This is a genomic window from Bacillus sp. V26, assembly GCF_034296245.1.
GTDB lineage: Bacteria > Bacillota > Bacilli > Bacillales > Bacillaceae > Bacillus > Bacillus halotolerans.
This window is the reverse complement of record NZ_JAXKQF010000004.1, coordinates 96863-122447: the sequence shown is the minus strand read 5'-3', so window position 1 is coordinate 122447 and position 25585 is coordinate 96863. Positions and strand designations below refer to the sequence as shown.

Annotated in this window: 26 protein-coding genes and 1 pseudogene; 14 read left to right on the top strand and 13 right to left on the bottom strand. The window is 44.9% G+C overall.

What is annotated here, in order from left to right; genetic code table 11:
* Positions 1-4: 4 nt before the first annotated feature.
* Positions 5-1180 (bottom strand): acetyl-CoA C-acetyltransferase, encoded by a 1176-nt coding sequence (locus UJ203_RS13940; RefSeq protein WP_322011665.1) that lies wholly within the window; start codon positions 1178-1180, stop codon positions 5-7.
* A 10-nt stretch (positions 1181-1190) separates the two neighbouring features.
* Positions 1191-3560, bottom strand: coding sequence for a 3-hydroxyacyl-CoA dehydrogenase/enoyl-CoA hydratase family protein (locus UJ203_RS13935; RefSeq protein WP_322011663.1), 2370 nt, complete (start codon positions 3558-3560; stop codon positions 1191-1193).
* Between the two features lie 175 nt (positions 3561-3735).
* On the opposite strand from UJ203_RS13935, the gene UJ203_RS13930 reads away from it, so the two are divergent.
* A complete protein-coding gene (locus tag UJ203_RS13930) occupies positions 3736-3879 on the top strand; it encodes a YuzL family protein (RefSeq protein WP_010331806.1) in 144 nt (47 codons plus the stop codon).
* A gap of 27 nt (positions 3880-3906) precedes the next feature.
* Here UJ203_RS13930 and UJ203_RS13925 read toward each other — a convergent pair whose 3' ends face one another.
* On the bottom strand, positions 3907-4815 hold the full coding sequence (locus UJ203_RS13925) for a proline dehydrogenase (RefSeq protein ID WP_322011659.1): 909 nt from the start codon (positions 4813-4815) through the stop codon (positions 3907-3909).
* Between the two features lie 99 nt (positions 4816-4914).
* On the opposite strand from UJ203_RS13925, the gene UJ203_RS13920 reads away from it, so the two are divergent.
* The 4 genes from UJ203_RS13920 (at position 4915) to mdtP (ending at position 7764) form a co-directional block, all read left to right on the top strand.
* Positions 4915-5160: a hypothetical protein gene (locus UJ203_RS13920; protein WP_010331808.1), complete on the top strand. Its 246-nt coding sequence runs from the start codon at positions 4915-4917 to the stop codon at positions 5158-5160.
* A 12-nt stretch (positions 5161-5172) separates the two neighbouring features.
* A complete protein-coding gene (locus UJ203_RS13915; RefSeq protein ID WP_024122779.1) occupies positions 5173-5505 on the top strand; it encodes a spore coat protein in 333 nt (110 codons plus the stop codon).
* Positions 5506-5678: 173 nt separating this feature from the next.
* On the top strand, positions 5679-6125 hold the full coding sequence (locus tag UJ203_RS13910) for a MarR family transcriptional regulator (RefSeq protein WP_322011656.1): 447 nt from the start codon (positions 5679-5681) through the stop codon (positions 6123-6125).
* Between the two features lie 25 nt (positions 6126-6150).
* A complete protein-coding gene (gene mdtP, locus UJ203_RS13905; RefSeq protein WP_322011654.1) occupies positions 6151-7764 on the top strand; it encodes a multidrug efflux MFS transporter MdtP in 1614 nt (537 codons plus the stop codon).
* A gap of 34 nt (positions 7765-7798) precedes the next feature.
* On the opposite strand, the gene UJ203_RS13900 is transcribed toward mdtP, so the two are convergent.
* Both UJ203_RS13900 and UJ203_RS13895 read right to left on the bottom strand, forming a co-directional pair.
* Positions 7799-8182, bottom strand: a complete 384-nt coding sequence (locus UJ203_RS13900) for a tautomerase family protein (protein ID WP_322011652.1) — start codon at positions 8180-8182, stop codon at positions 7799-7801.
* A 20-nt stretch (positions 8183-8202) separates the two neighbouring features.
* Positions 8203-8943, bottom strand: coding sequence for an SDR family NAD(P)-dependent oxidoreductase (locus UJ203_RS13895; protein WP_322011650.1), 741 nt, complete (start codon positions 8941-8943; stop codon positions 8203-8205).
* Positions 8944-9085: 142 nt separating this feature from the next.
* Here UJ203_RS13895 and UJ203_RS13890 point away from each other — a divergent pair, with 142 nt between their 5' ends.
* Positions 9086-9952: a LysR family transcriptional regulator gene (locus UJ203_RS13890; protein ID WP_268509729.1), complete on the top strand. Its 867-nt coding sequence runs from the start codon at positions 9086-9088 to the stop codon at positions 9950-9952.
* Positions 9953-9997: 45 nt separating this feature from the next.
* Here the strand turns inward: UJ203_RS13890 and UJ203_RS13885 are convergent.
* The 4 genes and pseudogenes from UJ203_RS13885 to UJ203_RS13870 form a co-directional block, all read right to left on the bottom strand.
* A pseudogene (locus tag UJ203_RS13885) lies at positions 9998-10286 on the bottom strand (YusU family protein).
* 27 nt (positions 10287-10313) lie between these two features.
* Complete coding sequence (locus UJ203_RS13880; protein WP_024122786.1) at positions 10314-11135, bottom strand: ABC transporter ATP-binding protein; 822 nt, start codon at positions 11133-11135, stop codon at positions 10314-10316.
* 221 nt (positions 11136-11356) lie between these two features.
* Positions 11357-11794: a YusW family protein gene (locus UJ203_RS13875; RefSeq protein ID WP_095714038.1), complete on the bottom strand. Its 438-nt coding sequence runs from the start codon at positions 11792-11794 to the stop codon at positions 11357-11359.
* A gap of 108 nt (positions 11795-11902) precedes the next feature.
* Positions 11903-13687 carry a M3 family oligoendopeptidase gene (locus UJ203_RS13870; RefSeq protein ID WP_322011642.1) on the bottom strand — a complete coding sequence of 595 codons (1785 nt, stop codon included), beginning with the start codon at positions 13685-13687 and terminating at the stop codon, positions 11903-11905.
* 134 nt (positions 13688-13821) lie between these two features.
* Here UJ203_RS13870 and UJ203_RS13865 point away from each other — a divergent pair, with 134 nt between their 5' ends.
* Positions 13822-14676, top strand: coding sequence for an oxidoreductase (locus UJ203_RS13865; RefSeq protein WP_322011640.1), 855 nt, complete (start codon positions 13822-13824; stop codon positions 14674-14676).
* Between the two features lie 77 nt (positions 14677-14753).
* Complete coding sequence (mrgA, locus tag UJ203_RS13860; protein ID WP_322011638.1) at positions 14754-15215, top strand: metalloregulation DNA-binding stress protein MgrA; 462 nt, start codon at positions 14754-14756, stop codon at positions 15213-15215.
* Positions 15216-15255: 40 nt separating this feature from the next.
* On the opposite strand, the gene UJ203_RS13855 is transcribed toward mrgA, so the two are convergent.
* Complete coding sequence (locus UJ203_RS13855; protein ID WP_322011636.1) at positions 15256-16617, bottom strand: S1C family serine protease; 1362 nt, start codon at positions 16615-16617, stop codon at positions 15256-15258.
* Between the two features lie 275 nt (positions 16618-16892).
* On the opposite strand from UJ203_RS13855, the gene cssR reads away from it, so the two are divergent.
* Together cssR and cssS are read left to right on the top strand one after the other, a co-directional pair.
* Positions 16893-17570, top strand: coding sequence for a secretion stress-responsive two-component system response regulator CssR (gene cssR, locus UJ203_RS13850; protein WP_105953858.1), 678 nt, complete (start codon positions 16893-16895; stop codon positions 17568-17570).
* Positions 17567-18922 (top strand): secretion stress-responsive two-component system sensor histidine kinase CssS, encoded by a 1356-nt coding sequence (gene cssS, locus UJ203_RS13845; RefSeq protein WP_105991596.1) that lies wholly within the window; start codon positions 17567-17569, stop codon positions 18920-18922. Before cssR ends, cssS begins: the two co-directional genes overlap by 4 nt.
* Positions 18923-18949: 27 nt before the next feature.
* Here the strand turns inward: cssS and spxO are convergent, their stop codons facing one another.
* Positions 18950-19114 (bottom strand): anti-adapter protein SpxO, encoded by a 165-nt coding sequence (spxO, locus tag UJ203_RS13840; protein WP_003221681.1) that lies wholly within the window; start codon positions 19112-19114, stop codon positions 18950-18952.
* Positions 19115-19282: 168 nt separating this feature from the next.
* Here spxO and UJ203_RS13835 point away from each other — a divergent pair, with 168 nt between their 5' ends.
* Positions 19283-20158 (top strand): TetR/AcrR family transcriptional regulator, encoded by an 876-nt coding sequence (locus UJ203_RS13835; RefSeq protein WP_044159068.1) that lies wholly within the window; start codon positions 19283-19285, stop codon positions 20156-20158.
* 37 nt (positions 20159-20195) lie between these two features.
* On the opposite strand, the gene fumC is transcribed toward UJ203_RS13835, so the two are convergent.
* On the bottom strand, positions 20196-21584 hold the full coding sequence (gene fumC / locus UJ203_RS13830) for a class II fumarate hydratase (RefSeq protein WP_010331827.1): 1389 nt from the start codon (positions 21582-21584) through the stop codon (positions 20196-20198).
* A gap of 66 nt (positions 21585-21650) precedes the next feature.
* A complete protein-coding gene (locus UJ203_RS13825; protein ID WP_010331829.1) occupies positions 21651-21836 on the bottom strand; it encodes a YvzF family protein in 186 nt (61 codons plus the stop codon).
* Between the two features lie 116 nt (positions 21837-21952).
* Here UJ203_RS13825 and UJ203_RS13820 point away from each other — a divergent pair, with 116 nt between their 5' ends.
* Genes UJ203_RS13820 through UJ203_RS13810 form a run of 3 tightly spaced genes read left to right on the top strand, consistent with a single transcriptional unit; the run spans position 21953 to position 25585 of the window.
* Positions 21953-23401 (top strand): spore germination protein, encoded by a 1449-nt coding sequence (locus UJ203_RS13820; protein ID WP_305934720.1) that lies wholly within the window; start codon positions 21953-21955, stop codon positions 23399-23401.
* Complete coding sequence (locus UJ203_RS13815) at positions 23370-24467, top strand: spore germination protein (protein ID WP_322011629.1); 1098 nt, start codon at positions 23370-23372, stop codon at positions 24465-24467. The genes UJ203_RS13820 and UJ203_RS13815 overlap by 32 nt, the downstream gene beginning before the upstream one ends.
* A complete protein-coding gene (locus tag UJ203_RS13810) occupies positions 24464-25585 on the top strand; it encodes a Ger(x)C family spore germination protein (RefSeq protein WP_322011627.1) in 1122 nt (373 codons plus the stop codon). Before UJ203_RS13815 ends, UJ203_RS13810 begins: the two co-directional genes overlap by 4 nt.

Below are 25585 nucleotides of genomic sequence, written 5' to 3'. Positions count from 1 at the left end.
CCCTTTAGCATAATTCAAATACACCGGCTGCTCCCATCCCGCCGCCGATACACATTGTAACGACACCAAATTGCTCGTTTCTTCGTTTCATTTCGTGAATCAGCGAAAGAGTAAGCTTTGTGCCCGTACAGCCAAGCGGGTGTCCGAGTGCGATAGCGCCCCCGTTGACATTCACTTTCTCCTCATCAATCCCTAGCTCCCTGATGACTTGGATGGCTTGTGATGCAAAAGCTTCGTTAAGTTCGAACAGCCCGATGTCCTGCAGTTGAAGCCCGGCAAGCTTCAGTGCGCGCGGAATGGCTTCCACGGGCCCGATGCCCATGACTTCCGGCGGCACCCCGCCAACTGCAAAGGAACGGAATTTGACAAGCGGCGCCAAACCAAGCGCATCCGCTTTTACGCGATCCATCAGCATGACAGCCGCCGCCCCGTCACTTGTTTGTGAGGAATTTCCGGCAGTGACTGTCCCGTCAACGGAAAAGGCCGGGCGTAATGTGCTTAAAATGTCTGTGGTCGTTTGCGGACGGACACCTTCATCCTGAGAAAAAACAGTATGTTTTTCCTGCGGCTTATGGTTTTCGCCGATTTCTGTTACCTTGACTTCGACTGGGACAATTTCATCTTTAAATTTCCCCTCTGCAAGGGCTTTGGCAGCTTTCTGGTGGCTGCGCACGGCAAAAGCATCCTGATCTTCACGGGAAACGCCGTATTTTTTCGCAACCTGTTCTGCCGTGTGTCCCATGCTCATGTAATACTCCGGCGCTTTCTCGGCTAATGCGAGGTTCGGACGGGTCACATGCCCCATCATCGGAACCTGTGACATAGATTCCGCTCCGCCTGCAATGGCCGTATCGTAGGCGCCAAGCATAATTTTTTCTGCCGCATATGCGATGGACTGAAGACCTGAGGAACAGTAGCGGTTGACCGTAATCGCCGGCACCGTATATGGCAGACCCGCAAGCGCGCCGATATTTCTCGCCATATTGAGCCCCTGTTCTGCTTCAGGTGTCGCACAGCCAATAATTAAATCGTCAATATTGCCCTCATAGCCGCCTGCTCGTTTCAGCGTTTCTTTCACGCAAATGGCTCCCAAATCATCCGGGCGAACGGTGGCCAATGAACCTTTTTTCGCTTTCCCTACCGGTGTTCTTGCTCCTGCCACAATGACTGCCTCTTTCATAAACTCCCTCCTAGTTCCGTAAAGGTTTGCCTTTCACCAGCATATGCTGCATTCTCGCCTGAGATTTCGCCTCGCCTGCCAAACTTAAAAACGCTTCTCTCTCAATTTCCAATAAATACTCTTCATCCACCTCTGTACCGAACGGCACTTTTCCGCCGGCAATCACAAAAGCGAGCTTTTTAGCGATTTTCATATCATGCTCAGATAGGTAGCCGGACAGCTTCATTTGCTCTGCACCGAGCAGAAGCGCGGCATAACCTGTTTCCCCCGCCACCTTGACCTTTTCTTTTACAGGCGGCCGCCAGCCGGTATCGTATAAAGAGGCGGCTAACTGCTTTGCATCGTACAGGAGGTGATCCTGGTTAGTGCTGATACGGTCAGCCTCTTTTAAAATGTTCAGTTCCCGAGCCTCTTGGGCGGAAGTTGACACCTTAGCCATTGCAATCGTTTCAAATGTTTTCATGGCCGCATTCATCGGATCAAGACCGCGGCGAAGATGATTGATGTACAGCTCTTTATTGCCCCCTCCGCCAGGGATAAGGCCGACTCCTGATTCTACAAGTCCCATATAGGCTTCGCTTGCCGCTTGTATTCGTGCAGCAGGGAGACACACTTCCGTCCCTCCGCCAAGCGTCATGCCAAATGGAGCTGCCACAACAGGTTTCGCGCTGTATTTGATGTTCATCATTGTCTCTTGAAAACGCCGTATTACCAAATCAACTTCCATAAAGTTGTCATCCTGTACTTCCATTAAAATCATGGCGAGATTGGCGCCCACACAGAAATTTTTGCCTTGGTTGCCGATGACAAGCCCTTTGTAATTCCGCTCTGTTTCTTCCAAAGCTCTGTTGATCATTTGAATGATGTCGAACCCGATGGCATTGCTTTTCGAGTGAAACTCGAGAAGCGCCACATCGTCTCCAAGGTCGATCAGGCTGGCTCCGCTGTTTTTGGCAATGACGCCGTTTGTTTCCTTGACCGATTGTAAATGGATTCGTTTCTTGTTTTCTTTTACAGCTCTGTATTCGCCGCTTTCGTAATAAAGCACTGTTCCGTTTTCTCTGATGTAGAAGGTCTCATTCCCTTTGTCCAACATATCTTTTATCCAGCCGGGAATCTCCGCTCCAAGCTGTTCAAGCTTTTCCGCCGACTGTCTGAGACCGATTGCGTCCCAGATTTCGAATGGCCCCAGTTCCCAGCCGAATCCCCATTTCATGGCTTGGTCAATTGCATGAATATCGTCGGCAATTTCTCCGAGCAGCTGGGCTGAGTAAAGCAGCGTTTGCGACGTGATATTCCACAGCAGCTGGCCAGCCCTGTCTTCCGAATAAATAAGCGCTTTCATTTTGGCTTTTGTCCCTTTAGCTTGCTTTGCTGCTTCAAGAGCCGGTGTTTTCATCTTTGTCCGTTCTCCGTAAGTAAGCGTCATCGGGTCTAGCTCATAAATCGTTTTTCCTTCTTTTCTATAAAAGCCTTGACCGGATTTGCTTCCGATCCAGCCTTTTTGCAGCATGTCATTCATGAAGTCAGGCAGGCGAAACACTTCTTTTTCGTCTCCCTCTGCTTTGTCATATACGTTTCGGGCGACGTGGGCAAACGTATCAAGGCCGACAACATCCAGCGTTCTGAAGGTTGCGCTCTTCGGTCTGCCGATCAGCGGGCCTGTGATGGAGTCGACTTCTCCGACCTGATAGCCGCCTTTCAGCATTTCTTGAACCGTAATGAGAAGTCCGTACGTCCCGATTCGGTTTGCGATAAAATTTGGTGTGTCCTTAGCTGTAACCACACCTTTGCCGAGGACATTTTCACCGAAGGATGTCATAAACGCCAGGATGTCAGGATCAGTTTCCTTAATCGGAATGATCTCCAACAGCTTTAAATATCGCGCCGGGTTAAAAAAGTGTGTTCCGAGAAAATGAGCTTTAAAATCATCAGACCTGCCTTCAGCCATTGCCTGCACTGAGATGCCGGACGTGTTGCTCGAGACGATGCTGCCCGGTTTCCGATGCTCATCCACGAGAGAGAAAATCTTCTTTTTGACCTCAAGATTTTCAACAACGACCTCAATAATCCAATCAGCTTCCTTCAGCTTCTCAACATCATCTTCTAGATTGCCGGGAGTAATATAAGCGGTATTTTGTGCTGACGTAAGAGGGGCGGGCTTTTGTTTCAGCAGCTTTTTCACCGCAGATCTGCTCAGCCTGCTGCGCACCTCCGGACTTTCCTTCGTCAGCCCCTTTTTCTCCTCTTCCTTTGTTAAATCGTTCGGCACAATATCAAGCAGCAGAACCGGAATTCCGATGTTAGCCAAATGCGCAGCAATACCGGAACCCATAACCCCCGATCCTAAAACGGCTGCTTTTTGAATGTGTTTGTGCATGAGACATCCTCCTTGAACGTTGAATGAATAATCATTCATTTTTTGGTCAAAAAAAATGGAAACCCGTTTCTTCTTTCATCATAAAAGATTTTTGTTTCGACTTCAATAGCTAATTTGTTATTTTTTTGTATGAAGCAGATAGAAGACGGGAAACTTAAACCCGGAGGTGAAGGGAATGGTGCGAGAGAAAAAGAACCCGTCTTCAGCAGCAGTAAGCGCGGCGAGCGTGAAAGGAGATGCCGGTCCGACACAGCATTACGGCGGCGGAAAACGGACAAGCCAAAATCAGCAGTATAAGAAACACAACATGGAACAATAACAATGCAGCTGCGGTTCGCGGCTGCTTTCACTTTTTGAAAATCCCTTTTAACACAAAAGCCGCATTTGCGGGTCTTTCGGCGATTCTTCTCATAAAGTAGCTAAACCAGTCGGTTCCATACGGGACATATACACGCATCTTGTACCCTTCCTTCACGAGTTCCTTCTGCCGCTCCGGCCTGATGCCATAAAGCATTTGAAACTCGAATTGGGACAGCGGGATTTGATGCTCGGCAACGAGTTTCTTCGTAAACGCAATGATGCCATCATCGTGTGTAGCGACGGCAGTATAGTTCCCGCTCAGCAGATGAAGTTTAATCAAGCTCTGAAAGTGAAGGTCTGTTCCTTTTTTATCAGGGAATGCAACGGCCGCAGATTCCTTGTAAGCGCCTTTGACAAGTCTGAGATTCGGCTTCAGATCGTGCAGCTTTCGGATATCTTCTGCAGCCCGGTAAAGATAAGCCTGTATCACCGTACCCAGCATGTCAAATTCCTGCTTGCACTGCCTGTAGATGGCAAGCGTCTGTTCATAATGTGAGTAGTCCTCCATATCGATCGTCACAGCCACGTCATTTTCCTTCGCAGCAGATAGAATGTCACGCAAATGTGAAACGGCCAGCTCCTCTGAAATATCGAGCCCCAGTGACGTCAGCTTAAGGGAAAGCTCGGAATCTAACCGATGTTCAGCAATCGCTTGAATCGCCTTCTTGCATTCCTCTGCGACTCGACTTGCTTCTTTTTGTGTAGCCGCATACTCGCCTAAATAATCGATGGTTGTGCACAATCCGGATTGATTCAGCTTTTTAATGGCTCGAACAGCCGATTCAATCGTGTCCCCCGCGACAAATCTCCGCGCCCCCAGCCGTGATCCGTATGCTTTGGCAAGCTTGGTGAGCGTTTTATTTTGAGATAAAAATAAAAACATATGTCTCAACATCCAATTCCCTCCTGACGATACAGCCTTCTTCAAAACACCTGTATATAACTCCCATACTGAAGGAAACATAAAACGAATAGAACGCAAAGGAGGATTACAATGAACAATCAGCAGCAATCTCAAATGCCGCCCTCTGTTATTTCGACAAAGGATCATTTGTATCTGAATGACATGCTAAACTGGAATCTGCTCGCGATGAAGAAAGCGCATTTTATGGCGCAGCAGTGCCAGGATCAAACATTAAAACAAGAACTAGACCGCGTCGGACATATGCATCACGATCACTATCAAAGAATATTAAAGCACCTGCAGCCAGGCCAGCAGCAGTCCGGCTACATCCAATAAGGAGGCGCCAAAATGAATCAGCAAAATCAGAAAATCAGCAACCCGCAAACACCTGTGCCGACTACATCAGAAATGAATGACAGAGATGTCGTCAATGAACTTTTGACAACGGAAAAATACATGACCACTGCGTATTGCACTGCTCTGCACGAGTTCAGCCATGAATCTCTCTATCAGGATATTCAATCCATTTTTGATGAGTCACAAAAAGCGCAAAGAAAACTGTATGATCTCATGTTCCAATATGGATGGTATACTGTTGAAGCAGAGGACGCCCAAAAGCTGCAGCAATCCTATCAAAAGTTCCAGCAAACCATTCAGCAGCAGTCTCCTTATCAGCAATAAAGTTCCATCAATCAGATCCGCAAAAAGGGTATGATGTGCTTTACTGGCATCTATCCTTTTTTTGTGTGTAAAATCAGTTGACTTTTTATTAACGCTTATTTATATTTAATAAGCATTAACTATTTAAAAACATTAAATATAAACATGAGTTATATTAAAGAGGAGAAATGAAGATGAAGAGTGCGGATCAGTTAATGTCTGATATTCAATTATCGCTTCAGGCGCTCTTTCAAAAGATACAGCCTGAAATGCTGGATAGCATGGAGAAACAGGGGATTACCCCCGCGCAGCTGTTTGTGCTTGCAAGCTTAAAAAAGAATGGCAGCCTTAAAATTTCTGAAATTGCCGAACGGATGGAGGTCAAGCCAAGCGCGGTAACGTTAATGGCAGACCGCCTTGAACAAAAAAGTCTGATCGTCAGAAAACACAATACACAAGACAGACGAGTCATTAATATCAGCCTTACCGATGAAGGAGACAGAAAGTTCGAGGACGTTTTGGCGGGCAGAAAAGCCATAATGGCACGATACCTTTCCTACCTGACGGAAGAGGAACTGCTGCAGGCAGCGCATATGACGAAAAAGCTGGCACAAGCTGCTACCGAAACCAATGAAAAGTAAAATAGGAAAAGAGGAAACGGATGAAATGAGTAATGAAGGAAAACAATCAAAACGGACTTTATTAATAACAGGCTTAATCATTGCCATGTTTTTCTCAGCCCTTGACGGTACCATTGTCGGAACTGCCATGCCGAAAATCGTCGGAGATCTTGGCGGTTTGAGCATGATGACCTGGCTGACTACGGCGTATTTGTTAACATCAACAACGGTCGTGCCGATTGCCGGTAAATTAGCCGACTTATTGGGGCGCCGGATCGTCTATGTATCAGGGTTGCTTATTTTTATGGCTGCTTCAGCTCTGTGCGGAATGGCCAACAATATGACAGAATTGATTATTTTCCGCGGTTTGCAGGGAATTGGCGGAGGTATTATGATGCCGATGGCCATGATTGTCATTGGTGACTTATTTACAGGGAAACAGCGTGCCAAATTCCAAGGGGTCTTTGGAGCCATTTACGGGCTTGCCTCTGTTATCGGGCCGCAAATCGGCGGCTGGATCGTTGATTCATTAAACTGGAAATGGGTTTTTTACATTAACCTTCCTGTTGGAATTATCGCGGTTATTTTTATTGCCAGAGGATTGCAGGGCCGTAAGCAGACCGGTCCGATCAACTTTGATATCGCCGGTATTTTTACAATGATTGTCGGGGTTGTCAGCCTTCTTCTTGCCCTAAGCTTCGGCGGGAAAGATTACGCATGGGGTTCATGGCAGATTCTCGGCTTGTTCGCACTCGCACTGATCGGGATTGTGAGCTTTATTATTGTTGAATCGATAGCGAAAGAACCGATCCTTCCAATGTATCTATTTAAAAATAGAACATTTACGTTTTTGAACCTGATCGGCTTTTTTATGAGTATCGGAATGTTTGGCGCGATTACGTTTGTTCCTTTCTTTATGCAGGGAATTGTCGGTGTAAGCGCGTCTGAATCAGGCACCATTATGACACCGATGATGATCTCAATGATCATCACAAGCATTATCGGCGGCCAGCTTGTTTACAAAATAGGAATTAAACCGCAAATCATAACAGGCATGCTGATTATGGCTGGCGGATTCCTTCTGTTAACCACCTTGGATTTAGACACGAGCAAACTTGTCGCAACATCCTATATGGCCATTATCGGTCTTGGAATGGGTCTTGTGATGCCGATTCTGACGCTGGCTTTACAGGAAAGCTTTTCGAAAGAGGAGCTTGGGGTCGTCACCTCTTCCAGCCAATTCTTCCGTTCTATCGGGGGCACATTCGGCATTACCATGCTGGGCGCTGTAATGAATGCCAGATCCGGAAGCTTGCTGACTGATAAACTGGTTCCATATTTAGATTCGCTTCCGGCACAGGCAAGCTCATTTGCCGCCCAGCTAAAGGGTATGATTGATACAAATCCGCAAGGGCTGCTGCAATCACTGTTCAGCCCGGACGCAATTAAACAAATCCCTGCGGCTTTCTCATCCCATATTATGCCGATATTAAAAACATCGTTGATGGATTCGCTCCACAGTGTTTTTTATGCAGGCCTCATCTTTATCGCAGTCGGAGCTGTATTTACCTTATTCTTAAAACCTATTAAGCTTTCGAATAAGAAAACGGATGAACAAAAGGAAAAAGCGGCAAAAGCCGTTGAATCCCCTTCTCATTAATAGCTCCCCCGCGGACATAACCGCGGGGGCTTTTTTATTCGATCATCTGGGCCCTTCCGTTTCCGAAGGACCAATCCTCATCCTGATTTCCGGCCAATATGATAAACACATCTTCTTTTCTTACACCGAGCTCCGAATGTATCCGGCTTGCCACTGAATGGTAAAACGATTTCTTCTGTTCTATTGTTCTTGAATCTTTCAATGTAAAATGGATGTAAATCAGTTCATCTGTGCGCTCTACCTGTAAATAAGACGGATCATAAAAAAATTCGCTTTTTTGGTATTGCCGGATCACTTGAAAGTAATCATCAGCCGGTACATTGATTTCTGCGATCATAGACTGGTGAATGGCTCTGCTCAGTTTTTGAAGCCATTCTTTGCTTCTCCCCGCTCGTAAATGAATCTGTACAAATGGCATCTCTCACGCCGCTCCTTTCTTTACATCGTCTGGCCGCTGTCAATCGTGATGATTTGTCCTGTCAGGGATTCCTGTTCAAGCACGGAACAAATCAGCCGTGCCACATCACTCGCTTCAGCAATTCGCTGCAACAGCAAAGTACCGCTCAAATTTTTCATTTTTTCTTCACGCCCCGCCCACCATCTTGTCGCGACAGCTCCGGGTGCGACACCGCACACTCTGATTTCTGGCGCCAAAGCGTGTGCCAATGATTTTGTCAGCCCGTGCACTGCTGCTTTTGACACAGCGTAAGGCATAGAAGAGCCCGCCCCGGTTGCCCCCGCGATACTGCCGGTATTAATGATCGCCCCAGCCTTGCTTTTTTTCATGAAAGGAGCCGCTGCTCTCGCGCAAAAAAACATTCCTTTGACATTGACTGCATACAACGCGTCCCATACGTCCTCTGTCGCGGCGTCGAGATCATCCATTGGAATATGCCGTGTAATACTTGCGTTGTTGATTAAAACGTCAATCGTGCCGTATTGCTTTACTATCGCTTGAACCATGTCCTGCACTTCACTGTTTTTGGACACATCGGCTTGGATAGCAACGGCCTGCCCGCCCTCTCTACTGATGATTTCTGCTGTTTCCTCCGCCTCAGCTCGCGAGCATGAATAATTCACCGCAACAATCGCTCCGCGTTTCGCTAATTCAATGCACGCTGCTCTTCCTATTCCCGTGCCGCCCCCAGTGACGAGAGCTGTTTTGTTTTTAAGATCCATTGCCGCCACTCCTTGTTGTTTGTATATATTTTGAAATCTAAACTGCTGATTCTATTGTAATGGAGGTTTGGTGTTACGTATAATGATTGTTAAAGATACTCGATATCATTTAGATTGATATCAAAAGAACGGGGGATTCAACATGGAAAGCGGAGATCTGCGTGTGTTTCAAATGGTAGCCCGTGAAGGCACAATTACGAAAGCCGCACTGCAGCTTGGCTACGTGCAATCAAATGTGACGGCCAGAATTCAGCAATTGGAAGCTGAGCTCGGCACCACCCTTTTTTTGCGCCATAATCGAGGGATGACACTCTCTTCTAGCGGAAAGCTTCTGCTGGATTATACGGATAAAATTATCGGGCTGCTGGATGAGGCGTCCAAAGCGCTCTCTTCCTCAACTGAGCCGAGCGGACAGCTGATGATCGGTTCCACTCAGACAGCCGCCGCAGTCAGGCTTCCAAAACTGCTTGCTTCGTATTATGAAGAGTATCCAAACGTACAGCTGTCTTTAACAACAGGGCATACACAATTTTTAATCGATAAAGTTCTTCGGTATGAACTCGATGGAGCGTTTATCGGCTGTGAATGCAATCATCCTGAGCTTCAGTCCTTCCCCGCATTTGAGGAGGAGCCCGTAGTCGTGTCCGCTGCATCTGTATCCTGTGCAGAAGAAGCGATCACAAAGCCGATTCTCGTTTACAGCACAGGCTGTTCGTACCGAGATACTCTTGAAAAATGGCTGCATTCCGTCGGCGTCACACAGCCGGTGATTATGGAGTTCGGCACACTTGAAGCGATTATAGGCGGGGTAACAGCGGGCCTTGGCATCTCATTGCTGCCGCGGACTGTTGTACAAAAACACGAGTCTGAAGGTTCGATCCGATTGTACACGCTCCCTGAACCTCTCAGACAGATGAAAACGGAGTTTATTTTCCGGAAGGATTCGTTTATCAGCAGCGCGCTGCGCACCTTTATGGATTCCTTCGCACCAAATGAAACAGCCACATAACAAAAAGCAGTCTGCCGTTCATGAGCGGCAGACTGCTTTTTTAGCCTATTCTTTGTTTCGATGCTCTTCGTTTAACTGTTTGATATGCTGTATGATGTCTTTCATGCCCTGCTTCGCGTCAGGATATGTAGTATTCCAATGCTTGGCGAGCGGAGGCATGCTTTTGGCGATATGCGTGTACAAGATCCACTGCTTCACTTCTTCTTTTAATTCATGATTTGACTCCCCAAGGAGCAGCTCGGTATATTTTTCAAGCAATCCATCCAGCTGTTCTTGCAGTTTTTGTTCCATTTATACATCTTCCTTTCAAAAAAACAGCAAGGAGCTTTCTTATTGATGAAAGCTCCTTTAGCCGTGTTATTTATCCATGTGATGTGAAAGCCGCTTCCCGGACAATGCATCTGCCCCGGCCATGAGGAATGCAAAGAGGCGTTCCGAACAGCGGATCCTGTGTGACCTGACAGTTCATAGAAAACACATTTTGCACCAGATCACAAGTAATGACCTCTTCCGGACGGCCTTCAGCGTAAATCTGTTTATCTTTAATAGCCACAAGGTGATGTGCGTAGCGGCACGCTAAATTCAAATCATGGAGCACCATGACGATCGTCCGCTGTTCCTTCTCATTCAGCTCAAACAGCAAATCAAGAATTTCTATTTGATGCGTCATATCCAAATACGTTGTCGGTTCATCCAGAAGTATAATATCCGTTTCCTGGGCAAGCGTCATCGCAATCCAAGCCCGCTGGCGCTGTCCGCCTGATAAGGAATCAACGGCGCGGTCAGCCATATCTTCCAGCTTTGTGGCTTTAAGCGCTCTCTCAACAGCTGCCTCATCCTCTTTTGACCACTGTTTCAGCCAGTTTTGATAAGGATATCTTCCCTGCTTTACAAGCTGATGCACCGTCAGTCCCTCCGGAGCAGAAGGCCCCTGCGGCAGAATGGCAAGCTCCTTTGCGACTTCCTTTGTCGGAAGCTTGGCGATCGCTCTTCCTTCCAATAGCACAGAACCGCCTCTCGGCTTCATCAGCCGCGCCAACGAACGTAAAAGTGTCGATTTTCCGCAGCCGTTGCTGCCGATAAATACGGTAATTTCACCTTTTGGAATCGTTAAATTCAGTTCATCAATAATAACGGCATCCCCGTACCCTAAGCTCAGCGTTTCTGTAGAAATTGCACTCATACCCTTAACCGCTCCTTTTTGCTGGCTTTTTAGCAGCTCTATGTATCGCACGTTTTATATAGACATGCATGTAAGTAAATTGTCATCAATGCAAGTGATACAATATTCAGTCTCTGATATGGTCATATATCCCTCATTGTAGCAGAAAACATTGACTTTGAAAATCATTTTCAATTAGTTTTCTGGTCAAAAATGGCGGTTATGGGTTTTTCAGCACATGATTATTTTTTAATTTCTCTGACAGCCCCGTTCTTAAGCTTCAGTTTTAAGTCGATATGATCATAGTGGCTGTCAAGGTTAAAAGCCGCCAGCACACTGTGAATCACTTCCTTCTCAGCCATTTGATCTGTCACGGATAGCTCGCTCAGAATCATTTTCATCTCATCCAGCGCTTCTTCTCCCTCTTGATTGATGCCTGAGAGCTTATCTTGTATTTCTGCTGTTTCATGAGTTCCGTTTTTTTCGTATATCCCTTCATAGCGATTATGCTCACCGTCACCATAGCTGACGCGAAGCGAGAAATTGCTGTAAGGAACAGATTTCATATGAGTTACTGCCGTATTTTCTCCTTCTGCTTGCTGCTGTTCTTCATTGAGACGGCAGCCTGCAATCAGAACAACTGCGAGACAAACGGCCCCCGCCGCTCTGATCAAATGCATAATGGTTCCCCCCTGTAGAATTCCATTTCTTTTAGGTATGTCCAAGGGATGGAATCCTCATTCAGAGAAAAGAACAGAAAAAGCCGGGCTCCAGCGCCCGGCTTTCCTTTATGATTCAGTCATTTGCAAAAAGGCTTCGGCGTCCTGCACTGCCAGCTTGATGGCATTTTCCCAAAAGTCTCTCTTCGTGATATCTGCGCCTAAATGCTTCATCGCTAAATCTTCTGCGGTCATGGATGCCGTATCACGCAATAGCGCTATATATTTCTCTTCAAACGTGTTTTTTTCTTCAAGCGCCAGAGCGTAAATACCGAGAGAAAACAGATAGCCGAACGTATAAGGGTAATTATAAAACGGCACTCTCGTAATATGAAAGTGGAGCTTTGACGCCCAGAATAGCGGATGATACTCGCCTAAAGCGCCGCAGAACGCTTCTTTTTGCGCTTCTTCCATCAGCTCGTTTAAACGGTCCGCCGGCACAATTCCCCGCTTTCGTTCCTCGTAAAATCTCGTTTCAAATAAAAACCTCGCATGGATATTCATAAAGAAAGCAACGCTTCTTTGCACTTTATCCTCCAGAAGCACAAGCTTTTCTTCCTTTGTCTCCGCCTGATTGACAGTCGCGTCTGCTACAATCATTTCCGCAAAAGTTGAAGCAGTTTCCGCTACGTTCATGGCGTAGGATCGATTTAACGGCCTTACATTGAGCATCGCTTCCTGATGAAAGGCATGCCCGAGTTCATGGGCAAGCGTTGAGACGTTCGAGGCACTGCCGGAAAACGTCATGAAGATACGGGATTCCCCGCTGTCCGGAAAGCTCGTGCAAAAGCCGCCGACTCTTTTTCCGCTTCTGTCCTCGGCTTCAATCCAGCGGTCACGGAACGCCTTTTCTGTAAAAGCGGACAACTTTCGGCCAAACGTGGAAAATTGGCTGACAATTAAGTTTGCGGCTTCATCGTATGAATATTCCTTCCCGGCAGACCCAATCGGTGCCTCAACGTCATACCAATTGAGCTTTTCGAGACCAAGCATGGATGCTTTCCGATTGAGAAACTGAACGAACGGCTGCTTATTTTCAGTAATGACCTGCCACATCGTATCCAGCGTTTCTTTTTTCATCCGGTTAATTTGCAGCGGCTCCTTCAGAACGTCCTCCCATCCCCTCGCTTTGTAGGTTTCCAGCCGGAACCCCGCCAAATGATTCAGCGTGCTGCTAAAAATATCCTGTTCCCGCTCCCAAGCTTGATTGGTGCGTTCAAAAACGGTTTTCCTGACATCACGGTCCTGAGAAGACATCATGTTTTCCGCCTGTCCGACAGATAATTGTTTTTCCTCAAACGGAATGGTCATTTTTCCGACAACGATATGATATAAATCATCCCAGGCATGATAACCGTCAACCGCAAGGCTTCCAATCAGTTTTTCTTTGTCTGGGCTGAGCTTTTCTGCAACCCGTTCTCTTCTTTCATTTAATATGTATGATACCTCTCGCAGTCCAGGTGTTTTGAGCAATTCTTCCCACACGCCTTGATCAATCTCCACAAGTTTATGATCCAATGTGACAAGGGAGGACTGAAAATCTGCGACTAGCTGATGCATGAATGATTTATGTTCATTCGCCTTCTGATCGCTAATATTCTGTGCCTGAAGACAAGAGACAAAAGCACCGGCCTGCTGCAGCTTTACCGAATTTTGTTCAAATGCATCAAGCAATGCGGTCAGCCTCCCAGCATCATCAAGTGTTTCTGGCACCTCAAATGCATCTGTCATGTCTTGAAATGCACGCAGGCTTTGTGACAGCTTTTCAATATATCCCTTGAATTCTTCTGACTGGCTCCCGCCTTTAAAAAACGAATCCAGATCCCATGTTTTGTCTACCCCTTGCAATCCCATGACTCAAAACCCCTTTCCATATTTGATTTTATTATAGAACAATTCTGAATTATTGTATAAAAATTTCTTTTATGGCGTCATTCTCTATGCATCATTGTACAATAGCTGTAGCGCCAAACAGGAGGATATGGAAAATGAATAAAAAAATAGCTATCGTAACAGGAGCGTCTAGCGGTTTCGGTCTGCTGGCAGCAGTCAAACTGGCTCAGTCATTTTTCGTCATTGCCACAGCAAGGCAGCCCGAGAAAGCGGAACAGCTGCGCGGTTTAGCAGCAAAACATCATGTAGCTGACTCCATTCACATCACCGCTCTCGATGTCACTGATGAACACTCGATCGAAGCCTTTGGAAAAACCATAAGTGCGTATGCCCCAATTGATTTACTCGTCAACAACGCGGGTACAGCTTACGGGGGATTTATCGAGGATGTGCCGATGGAGCATTTCAGAAAGCAATTTGAAACGAACGTTTTCGGATTAATCAATGTCACAAAAACCGTCCTTCCTTACATACGAAAGCATAGCAGGGCAAAGATTATAAACGTAAGCAGTATCAGCGGGTTAACCGGATTTCCCGCATTGTCGCCTTACGCCTCTTCCAAGTATGCATTGGAGGGGTTTTCAGAAAGCCTGCGTCTGGAGCTGCTTCCTTTCGGCATTGAAACCGCTCTGATCGAGCCAGGCTCATACAAAACATCGATCTGGTCAACATCGTTATCGAATCACATGACTGTGCCGGCTGACGATTCAGCTTATCATCAATACTATAAAAAGATCCTTTCTTATGTTGAAAAAAATGCCGATGAAAGCGGAGATCCCCAAGAGGTTGCCGATCTCATTTATCAATTAGCGATGAAACAGCGTTTAAAGAAATTGCGTCATCCGATCGGAAAAGGCGTCAAGCTCACCCTGTTATTCCGAGCGCTTTTTCCTTGGTCCGCATGGGAGTCTATCCTGAAGAAAAAACTATTCAGCCGATCTAAATTATAATTATTATAATTTAGTATTGATTTTTAACTAATACATGGTATAATTAAATTAACAGATCACAAGGAGGACGTAAGATTATGAAAACCGAAAACGCAAAAACAAACCTGACATTAGTTGAGAATTCAATGAACACCCAATTATCAAACTGGTTTCTTCTATACTCCAAGCTGCACCGTTTTCATTGGTATGTAAAAGGGCCTCACTTCTTTACATTGCATGAAAAATTTGAAGAACTGTATGACCACGCGGCGGAAACTGTGGATACGATTGCTGAGCGCCTGCTGGCTATCGAAGGACAGCCTGTTGCCACTCTGAAAGAATACACTGAGCAAGCATCTATCACAGACGGCGGAAACGAAACGTCAGCTTCAGAAATGGTCCAAGCTTTGGTGAACGACTACAAACAAATCAGCAGCGAGTCTAAATTCGTCATCGGCCTTGCGGAAGAAAATCAAGACAATGCGACAGCAGACTTGTTTGTCGGATTAATCGATGAAGTCGAAAAACAAGTGTGGATGCTTTCCTCTTATTTAGGCTAAAAAAAAGCTGAACCCTCTTCGGGTTCAGCTTTTTTGCTATTTAGCTGCTGAGGCTTTCTGTCTGCTTGGTCAGTGTCACGTTCAGGTTTTTCGTTTTTCCGTTTCGTATCACTTGAATTGTTGTTTTATCTCCGACTTTTAAATCTTTATATAGGATTTGACGGATATCCGCACTGCTTTGGATATCTTTTCCGTTTAATTTGACAATAACATCCTCAGATTTTATTCCTGCTTTAGCCGCCGGTGAATTAGATTGAACTTCTTTGACATAGACACCTTTGCTCAATTGATCGCCAAACAGGCCGAGTGTGTTTTCCTGGTACGTTTCAGGAACTTGTGACATATCAATCATTTGCACGCCTAAGAATGGACGATCCACTTTTCCGTTTTCAAGAAGCTGGTCAACAATTGGCTCTACATCATTGCTTGGAATCGCAAAACCGAGTGATTCAACCCCGTTTTCACTTACTTTCAAACTGTTGATACCGATCACTTGGCCGTTTGAATTGATTAACGGGCCGCCGCTGTTCCCCGGATTGATTGCCGCGTCTGTTTGCAGCACATTCATCTCAACCGTACCTTGAGTCGTATCGACATCAATCGTCCGGTTAAGTCCGCTGATGATCCCTTGTGTCACTGTTCCGGAGAATTGCTGGCCGAGCGGGTTACCGATGGCGATGACTTTTTCACCTGTACGCAGCTGCGAAGAGTCACCGAAGCTCGCCACTTTTTTGACGTTCTTTCCGCTGATTTCCAAAACAGCCAAATCTGTAATTGTATCGCTTCCCACAAGCTTGGCCGTCTCCGTTTTACCATTGTACAGAGTAACAGTCAGCTTATTCGCTCCTTCCACCACGTGGTTGTTTGTAATGATATATGCTTTGTTATTGTCTTTTTTGAATATGACCCCTGACCCCGTTCCGCTTTCACTTTCTGAGCCGGAGCTGCCTTCTGTGCCGAATGTGTTATTTTGAGAGGTTTGGATATTTGAGATTCCGACAATTGTCGGCTCTAAGTCCTCTACCATATCAGCCACGTTGGTCGCGTTTGTCACAGGTGTCGTTGTAAAGTTGTCTGATTGCACCTGTTTATTTGCGGAAGCCGTCTCGGTCGTCTGATTATGGTCAGACGGCAAATAAGGCGCGATGCCGAGCATCAGTCCGCCGCCGATGATCCCGCCTAAAATCGGGCTCAGCCATGCGGCTCTCCGCTTCTTTTCTTTTTTGACAGCTGTTTCTTTCTTTTCCATTTCTAAAGCGGAAACCGTTTCTTTTCGTCCCGCTTCATCAGGATGAGGCGGATTAAGCAATTCCTGTTCAGGATGCTCAATCAGCTTCTGGTTTTCTGTATGTGAAGGTTCTGTGTGTTGTTCTCCGTTCTGATCATCACGTCGATAATCCATATGCATACACTCCTTATTCGGTTTTCGTTTATCGTTACATATTCATCGCATGTACAAGTTCAATTGTCCCAATAATGAGGAGAAAAGCAAAGCACCAAAATAGAATATGTTTGATCATCCTACATCTTCCCCGCTCTTTTCTTTTCCTTTCTTCCCTTATACACATCATAAACAAACATTGTGGGATAAAAATGAAAAGAATATGTGAAATTATGAAAATTGCCTGCCGTATGTTAAAACTAGTTTATAATGACGTTGAAAGGATGTGAAGAGCCTTGTCATATACCATTTATCTAGTTGAGGATGAGGATAATCTGAATGAATTGCTGACGAAGTATTTAGAGAATGAGGGCTGGAACATTACATCTTTTACGAAAGGCGAAGACGCCAGAAAAAAAATGACGCCGTCTCCCCACCTGTGGATTCTCGATATCATGCTGCCGGATACTGACGGCTATACACTAATAAAAGAAATCAAAGAGAAAGACCCTGACGTGCCGGTCATTTTTATTTCCGCACGAGACGCCGATATTGACAGAGTGCTTGGGTTAGAGCTTGGAAGCAATGACTATATTTCAAAACCATTTCTCCCGCGGGAACTGATTATACGTGTGCAAAAACTATTGCAGCTTGTCTATAAGGAAGCGCCGGCCGCACAAAAAAACGAAACCGCCGTCTCCTCCTATCGGGTCGCGGAAGATGCCCGTGAGGTCTATGATGAAAACGGCAATTTGATTAATTTAACGTCGAAGGAATTTGATCTCCTCCTCTTATTTATCCATCATAAAGGACATCCATATTCCCGTGAGGATATTCTCGTCAAAGTATGGGGACATGATTACTTTGGAACTGACCGCGTTGTTGACGATCTTGTCCGGAGGCTGCGTAAAAAGATGCCTGAACTCAAAGTGGAGACCATTTACGGGTTTGGCTACAGGATGATGACATCATGAAAAACAAGCCGCTCTCGTTTCAAATATGGGTTGTCATCTCCGGCATCCTGTTAGCCATATCGATTTTATTGCTTGTTTTATTTTCAAACACGCTGCGTGATTTTTTCACCAATGAAACGTACACCACCATTGAAAATGAACAGCATGTTCTGACTGAGTACCGCCTGCCTGGTTCAATCGAAAGGCGCTATTACAGTGAGGAAGCCACGGCGCCGACGACCGTGCGCTCTGTACAGCACGTGCTTCTGCCCGAAAATGAAGCGGCTTCGTCAGACAAGGATTTGAGAATCCTGTCGTCCGCGTTTATCCATAAGGTATACCAGCTGGCTGATAAACAGGATGCCAAAAAGAAACGATACAGCGCTGAAATCAATGGCGAAAAAGTGTTTTTTGTCATTAAGAAGGGACTTTCCGTCAACGGGCAATCCGCCATGATGCTGTCCTATGCACTTGATTCTTATCGGGACGATCTGGCCTTCACCCTGTTCAAACAGCTGCTGTTTATTATAGCGGTTGTCATTTTATTAAGCTGGATTCCGGCGATTTGGCTTGCGAAATATTTATCAAGGCCTCTCGTTTCGTTTGAAAAGCACGTCAAACGGATTTCAGAACAGGATTGGGATGATCCTGTCATAGTGGATCGGAAAGATGAAATCGGCAAATTGGGGCATACCATCGAAGAGATGCGGCAAAAGCTCGTGCAAAAGGATGAAACAGAAAGAACCCTTTTACAAAATATTTCTCATGATTTAAAAACGCCGGTTATGGTGATCAGGGGATATACCCAGTCCATTAAAGATGGTATTTTTCCTAAAGGAGATCTTGAAAATACAGTAGATGTCATTGAAGGCGAAGCCCTTAAGCTGGAGAAAAAAATAAAAGATTTATTATATTTAACAAAGCTCGATTACTTATCTAAGCAAAAAGTACAACATGAAACATTCAGTATTATGGAAGTGACAGAAGAAGTCATTGAAAGACTGAAATGGGCGCGAAAAGAATTATCATGGGGAATTGATGTAGAAGAAGACATTCTCATGCCGGGTGATCCCGAGCAATGGAACAAGCTTCTGGAGAACATACTGGAAAATCAAATCCGCTATGCTGCAACAAAGATTGAAATCATCATGAAACAAGATGATCGGAATATCTTTATCACCATTAAAAATGACGGACCGCATATTGAAGATGAGATGCTTTCCAGCCTCTATGAGCCTTTTAATAAAGGGAAGAAAGGCGAATTCGGCATTGGTCTCAGCATCGTAAAACGTATTTTAACTCTTCATAAGGCGTCTATCTCAATTGAAAATGACAAAACGGGTGTAACATACCGCATAGCAGTGCCAAAATAGACTGTAGATGTTTTTGCAGTCTATTTTTTATGTGAAAGAGTAGCCGTTAAAATCTCTGTAATTTGTTTTGAGCGGCTGTTTGCATTGATGAACCCATTTTTTCTCTGACAACGTCTGCTTCGGATATTTGACTTTTTCCACTTTAATTCCTCTGTTTCGCAAGCGGCTGATCATTTCGTCCAATTCTCTCATTTCAGATTCACCCTTTCGCTTGAGCTTTGACCGTTCGGTCATCTCAATTTATAATATAAATAATACATGATAAAAAAACAAGTTACAATAAGGTTAAATTTATAACGTACGGTATGACTATATGGTCATATCCTATGTAGGCCTCAGGCTCCGAAAGGGTGGAACCATTTGAAGGAAAAAGAGAAGCTGATTATTGAAACAGCCATTAAACTGTTTGCCCAAAAAGGATATAACTCAACATCGGTTCAGGAAATTGCCAAAGCATGCAAAATTTCTAAAGGCGCTTTTTATATTTATTTTCCTTCTAAAGAAGCGCTGCTTTTGTCTATGCTGAATTACTATTATGATAAAACGTTTACCCGTATTTTAAATATTAAAACGAAAGGTGACAGTCCCAGAACAGCTTACCGCAAGCAGCTTACCGTGTTTTATGAAAACATCCTTGAACACAAAGACTTTATTACGATGCAGATGAAGGAAGGTTCTCTTCCTTATACGGAGGAAGTAGAGCAATACGCGAAAAAAATCCGACAGACTTCCCTTCAATTTCACATTGACAGTCTGTTAAACATATATGGAGAGAAAGCTGAACCTTATACAGCGGAGCTTTGTTTTCTAATAGAAGGAATCAGCCAGATTTACCTGGAATGCATGATTTTGCTCGGGTATACTGTGAAGCCGGATCAATTAGCAGATATCGTTATTAACCGAATTGATGATATGGTCAAAGGCATGTCTGAACGAAACGATGAGCCTTTCATTACATTGGAAGAAGCAAGCTCTTTATTCGGGCCCCTGTCTCACGGACGGCCTGACCCGCTGACTGAATCGATTGTGAAAAGCCTTCGCGAAAAAATAAAAAGCTTGAACACAAACTCCTCTTTTGAATTATCGGAGAGCTTGGACATACTTGAAGCAGAAATGAAGAAAAAAACACCGAAGCTGGTGATCATAAAAGGAATGATCCATAATCTGATGGAGTCGGAAGCTCTCGCAGAGGATGCCGAGCAGCTTACATATCTCTTGAAACAGCAATATATTTAGAAGAACGGCTGCTTTACAAGCAGCCGTTTTTTCTCTATTACGCCTTTGGTTTTACCATATCTTCCGGTTTCACCATTTCGTTAAATTGTTCCTCTGTCAGCAATTCAAGCTTCAAAGCCGCTTCTTTCAGCGTCAATCCCTCTTTATGGGCAAGCTTGGCAATTTTTGCGGCATTTTCATATCCGATATGCGGATTCAGCGCCGTAACCAGCATTAAAGAATTCGACAAGTTTTCCTGAATCGTTTCTTTATTTGGCTCGATACCGACAGCACACTTATCATGGAAGGAGTTCATTCCGTCACTCAGCAGCTGCACGGATTGCAGGAAGTTGTAAATGATCACAGGTTTAAATACGTTTAGTTCAAAGTTCCCCTGACTTGCGGCAAAGCCGATTGTCGCATCGTTCCCCATAATTTGCGCTGCGATCATCGTCAGTGCTTCACTTTGTGTCGGGTTCACTTTTCCAGGCATAATGGAGCTACCAGGCTCATTTTCAGGAATGACAATCTCCCCGATGCCGCAGCGAGGTCCGCTCGCAAGCCATCTGACATCGTTTGCGATTTTCATTAAATCAGCGGCAAGAGCTTTTAAAGCGCCGTGTGCATATGTGATTTCGTCATGGCTTGTCAGCGCGTGGAATTTATTCGACGAGCTGTTAAACGTTTGACCTGTCAGTTTCGTGATCTCCTCTGAAACAAGCTCTCCAAATTCCGGGTGAGCATTGATTCCTGTTCCGACAGCTGTACCTCCGATTGCAAGCGCACGCATTTTGTCTGTCGCTTCTAAAATCATTTCCTTCGAACGATCGAGCATGTGCACCCATCCGCTGATTTCCTGTCCAAGAGTCAGAGGTGTGGCATCCTGAAGATGCGTACGTCCGATTTTCACAATATCATTGTATGCTTTCGCTTTTTCGTCTAACGTATTGCGAAGCTGATCAAGCGCAGGCACAAGCTGTTCATAGACAGATAAAACGGCAGCAACGTGCATCGCTGTCGGGAACGTATCGTTTGAGCTTTGGCTGCGGTTAACGTCATCGTTTGGATGAATCGTTTGATCAGAGTTCTTTTCTTTTAATAACGCAGTCGCGCGATTGGCCACCACTTCGTTCATGTTCATGTTGCTTTGTGTGCCGCTTCCGGTCTGCCATACAACAAGCGGGAAGTTATCATCGTATTTGCCTTTGAGCACATCATCACAAACTGCTGCAATGGCTTCCGCTTTTTCCGCATCTAGATTGCCCAGGCGTTTATTAGCGATCGCCGTGCTGCGTTTCAATATTGCAAACGCCTTCACAACACGCATCGGCATTTTTTCAGAACCAATCTTGAAGTTCTCCTTGCTTCGCTGTGTTTGGGCGCCCCAAAATTTATCAGCAGGAACTTTTACTTCTCCCATGGTGTCTCTTTCAATTCTGTAGTCCATTTTATGTATCCCTCCATAACGGTTGCTTCAATAGATCAAATTCGCCAGTGATATAAAAAATCCTTTTTATTTTTCGATCTTGGCAGATTTTAATTTTAATTCAAGATATACGCGGGAGTCCTTTGAATATTTGTACTTCGGATTCGTTCGTCCGTACTCCCTTGATGTATAAGAGACATCGTAATGCTTTTCAAATGATTTAATGAGCTGTTCTATTTCTTCTTGTTTTCCTGCAAGTCTTACCTGTGCCACTTCATATCCTCCGCTTTCATAAAAAACTTCTGCCATAAAATACTGTAACACAGTATATCATTTTTTTAACAGGAAAAGATAACCTCTACTAAGGTTTTGGACAAGAGGTGACCTCGTTGGAACAAACAGAATTTAAGGAATATATACACGATAATTTAGCATTGGTGCTTCCAAAATTAAAAGAAAACGATGATCTGGTGAAAAATAAAAAAATGCTGGCGAACGGACTTGTTTTTTACTATCTCTACTTTAGTGAATTGAATGACCAGCAGAAGGTTTTAGAATCGATCAAAACCTTAATCAAGGATGAGGAGACGCTGACGCTTGAGCAGGTCAAAAAACGCCTCGACCAAATTGACGCAAGGCCGATAGAAACAGCAGAAAAAACGGTTAAGGAGATTCTCAGCGGCAATTGTGCGGTGTTTGTTAATGGACTCAACAAAGCCTATATCCTGTCCACAGGAAAGAAACAAACTAGAAGCCTGGCAGAGCCGACGACTGAAAAAGTGGTTCGCGGACCAAAGGTTGCGTTTGTGGAGGATATCGATACAAATCTTGCTCTGATCAGGCAAAGGACCTCTCATCCGAAACTCATTACCAAAAAAATCATGATTGGCGATAACAAACTGAAGCCGGCGGCGATGATGTACATTGAAGGCAAAGCAAAAAAGTCCGTTGTGAAAGAAGTAAAAGCGCGGCTTAACAATATCAAACTAGAGGATATCCAGGACAGCGGAACGCTTGAAGAACTTATTGAAGATAATAAATACTCGCCATTTCCGCAAATTCAAAATACAGAAAGGCCCGATAAAGTGTCGTCCGCCCTGTTCAACGGCCGGGTTGCGATTTTGGTGGACAGTTCCCCATTTGTGCTTTTGGTGCCGGTTTCACTCGGTGTACTCATGCAATCTCCGGATGATTACTACGAACGCTGGATCTCGGCATCCCTTATCCGGTCGCTGCGTTTTGCTTCTATATTTATCACCTTGTTTTTGTCATCAATTTATATCGCACTCGTGTCATTCCATCAAGGGCTCTTGCCGACCGCGCTCGCCGTCACAATTTCAGCAAACAGGGAAAACGTGCCGTTCCCGCCGATATTTGAAGCCCTGCTGATGGAAGTAACCATCGAGCTGCTGAGGGAAGCCGGGCTGCGTCTCCCCAATCCGCTCGGGCAAACGATCGGCCTCGTCGGGGGCGTAGTCATCGGACAGGCAGCGGTAGAAGCGAATCTCGTCAGTTCGATTATGGTGATTGTCGTCAGTGTCATTGCCCTAGCATCCTTTACCGTTCCCCAATACGGAATGGGGCTGTCTTTCCGGGTGCTGCGTTTTATTTCGATGTTTTCCGCCGCAATACTCGGGCTGTACGGGATTATTTTATTTATGCTGGTCATTTATACGCACCTTACGAGACAAACGAGCTTTGGATCTCCGTATTTTTCGCCAAATGGATTTTTCAGCCTGAAAAATACAGAGGATTCCATTATCCGTCTCCCAATTAAAAACAAACCAAAAGAGGCGAATAATCCAAATGAGCCAAAAACAGACTCCACTCAAACTTAATACCTTTCAAGGTATTTCTGTTGTTGCAAATACAATGCTCGGTGCCGGTCTTTTAACATTGCCCCGAGCGCTGACCACTAAGGGTAATACTCCTGACGGCTGGATTGTGCTGATATTAGAAGGTGTCATTTTTATTTTTTTCATTTATTTAAACACGCTCATTCAGAAAAAACATCAATATCCCTCACTGTTTGATTATTTGCGGGAAGGCCTTGGGAAATGGATTGGCAGCATCATCGGGCTTTTGATCTCCTGCTATTTTATCGGAGTGGCCAGTTTTGAAACCAGGGCGATGGCTGAAATGGTAAAGTTTTTCCTGCTGGAGAGAACGCCGATTCAGGTCATTATTATAACGTTTATCTGCTGCGGCATCTATTTAATCGTTGGGGGGCTAAGTGATGTTTCGCGGCTGTTTCCCTTTTATTTAACGGTTACGATAATTATTTTGCTGATTGTGTTTGGGATCAGTTTTAAAATTTTTGACATCAATAATTTGCGCCCTGTTTTAGGTGAAGGCTTGGGCCCCATTGCGAACTCCCTTACTGTTGTTTCGATCTCTTTTTTAGGAATGGAAGTCATGCTGTTTCTTCCTGAACATATGAAGAATAAGAAATACACATTCAGATACGCGGCTATCGGATTTCTGATTCCGATTAGTTTATATATCCTGACGTATATCATCGTTGTCGGGGCTTTGACAGCTCCTGAGGTAAAAACGCTGATCTGGCCGACCATTTCTCTCTTTCAGTCTTTTGAGCTGAAAGGCATATTCATTGAACGGTTTGAATCGTTTTTACTGATCGTCTGGATTATTCAGTTTTTCACAACGTTTGTCATTTACGGGTATTTTGCCGCTAACGGGCTGAAGAAGACGTTTGGATTATCAACTAAAAAAAGCATGGTGCTCATCGGTGCGGCTGTCTATTATTTTTCTTTATGGCCGGATGATGCCAATCAAGTCATGATGTACAGCGATTATCTGGGGTACATTTTCGTCTGCCTGTTTCTGCTTCCCTTCATTCTGTTTTTCATTGTAGCTCTCAAAAGGAGGATTACAGCAAAATGAAAATCCGGATTTTAAGTATGTTTATATGTATCCTATTGCTGACCGGATGCTGGGACAGCCGGAATATTGAGGAATTAAGCCTGATCATCGGTGTTGGCTTAGACAAGCCGGATGATAAAAATTTAGAACTGACACAGCAGATTCTCGTCCCAAAAAAAATCAGCTCCAAAGAAGGCTCTTCATCTGACCCGACACAGCTTGCTATCACAAAGGGTGAAACGGTCCATCAAATGATGAGAACATCTGCATTAAAGCATAACCCTACGTTTTCACAGCATTTGCGTCTCATTCTGCTTTCCAAGAGCGTGATTGCGAATCATGTTGGAATGGACGCGATCATTAACCAGTTTGTCAGAGACAACGGAACAAGGAGGAGTTCGTACGTCTTTGTCACCGATGGCAGAACTAAGGATATATTTAAAATGAATGATCAAGGCGAACCCGCATCCAATGTGATTTACGATCTGACAGAGAATAATGCGGTCACGATCAGAATGATGGAGCCTGTTACATTGGGGGAGATCTCAGAACACTTGACCTCTGACGATTCGTTCCTCATCCCTCATGTCGGTAAGGAAAACGGCAAACTCGCGATAAACGGGGCCACTATCATCAAAGACAAATTATGGAACCGGAATTTAACACCGGTTGAAGTTCAAAATATCAACTTATTTACAGGCACGGTCGAAGGAGGCGTCATTGATATGAGGCATAATGGCAATCTTTTTTCTTACGAAGTGTACTCCAGCAATCGTAAGATCAAGACATCCTACAAGGACGGCAAGTTTACATTCACCGTCACACGCAATATTGAAGGGCGTTTATCCGAGGACTGGAACCCTGATGAAGATTCGTTTAAGGATTCATATATCAAAGATATTGAAAGAACAGTCGAAAAACGATTAGAAGAAACAGTAACAGCATTTATTACAGACAAACTGCAGAAAGATATCAAAGCAGATGTCACCGGGCTGGGAAACGAGGTCAGAATTCATTATCCTCAAAAGTGGAAAAAGATCGCCAGAAAATGGGATGATCATTATTTCAGCGATGCGAAAATAGACTACCGGGTCAATGTGGTCGTCAGAGACTTCGGAACGAAGGGCGCGTCCAAATAA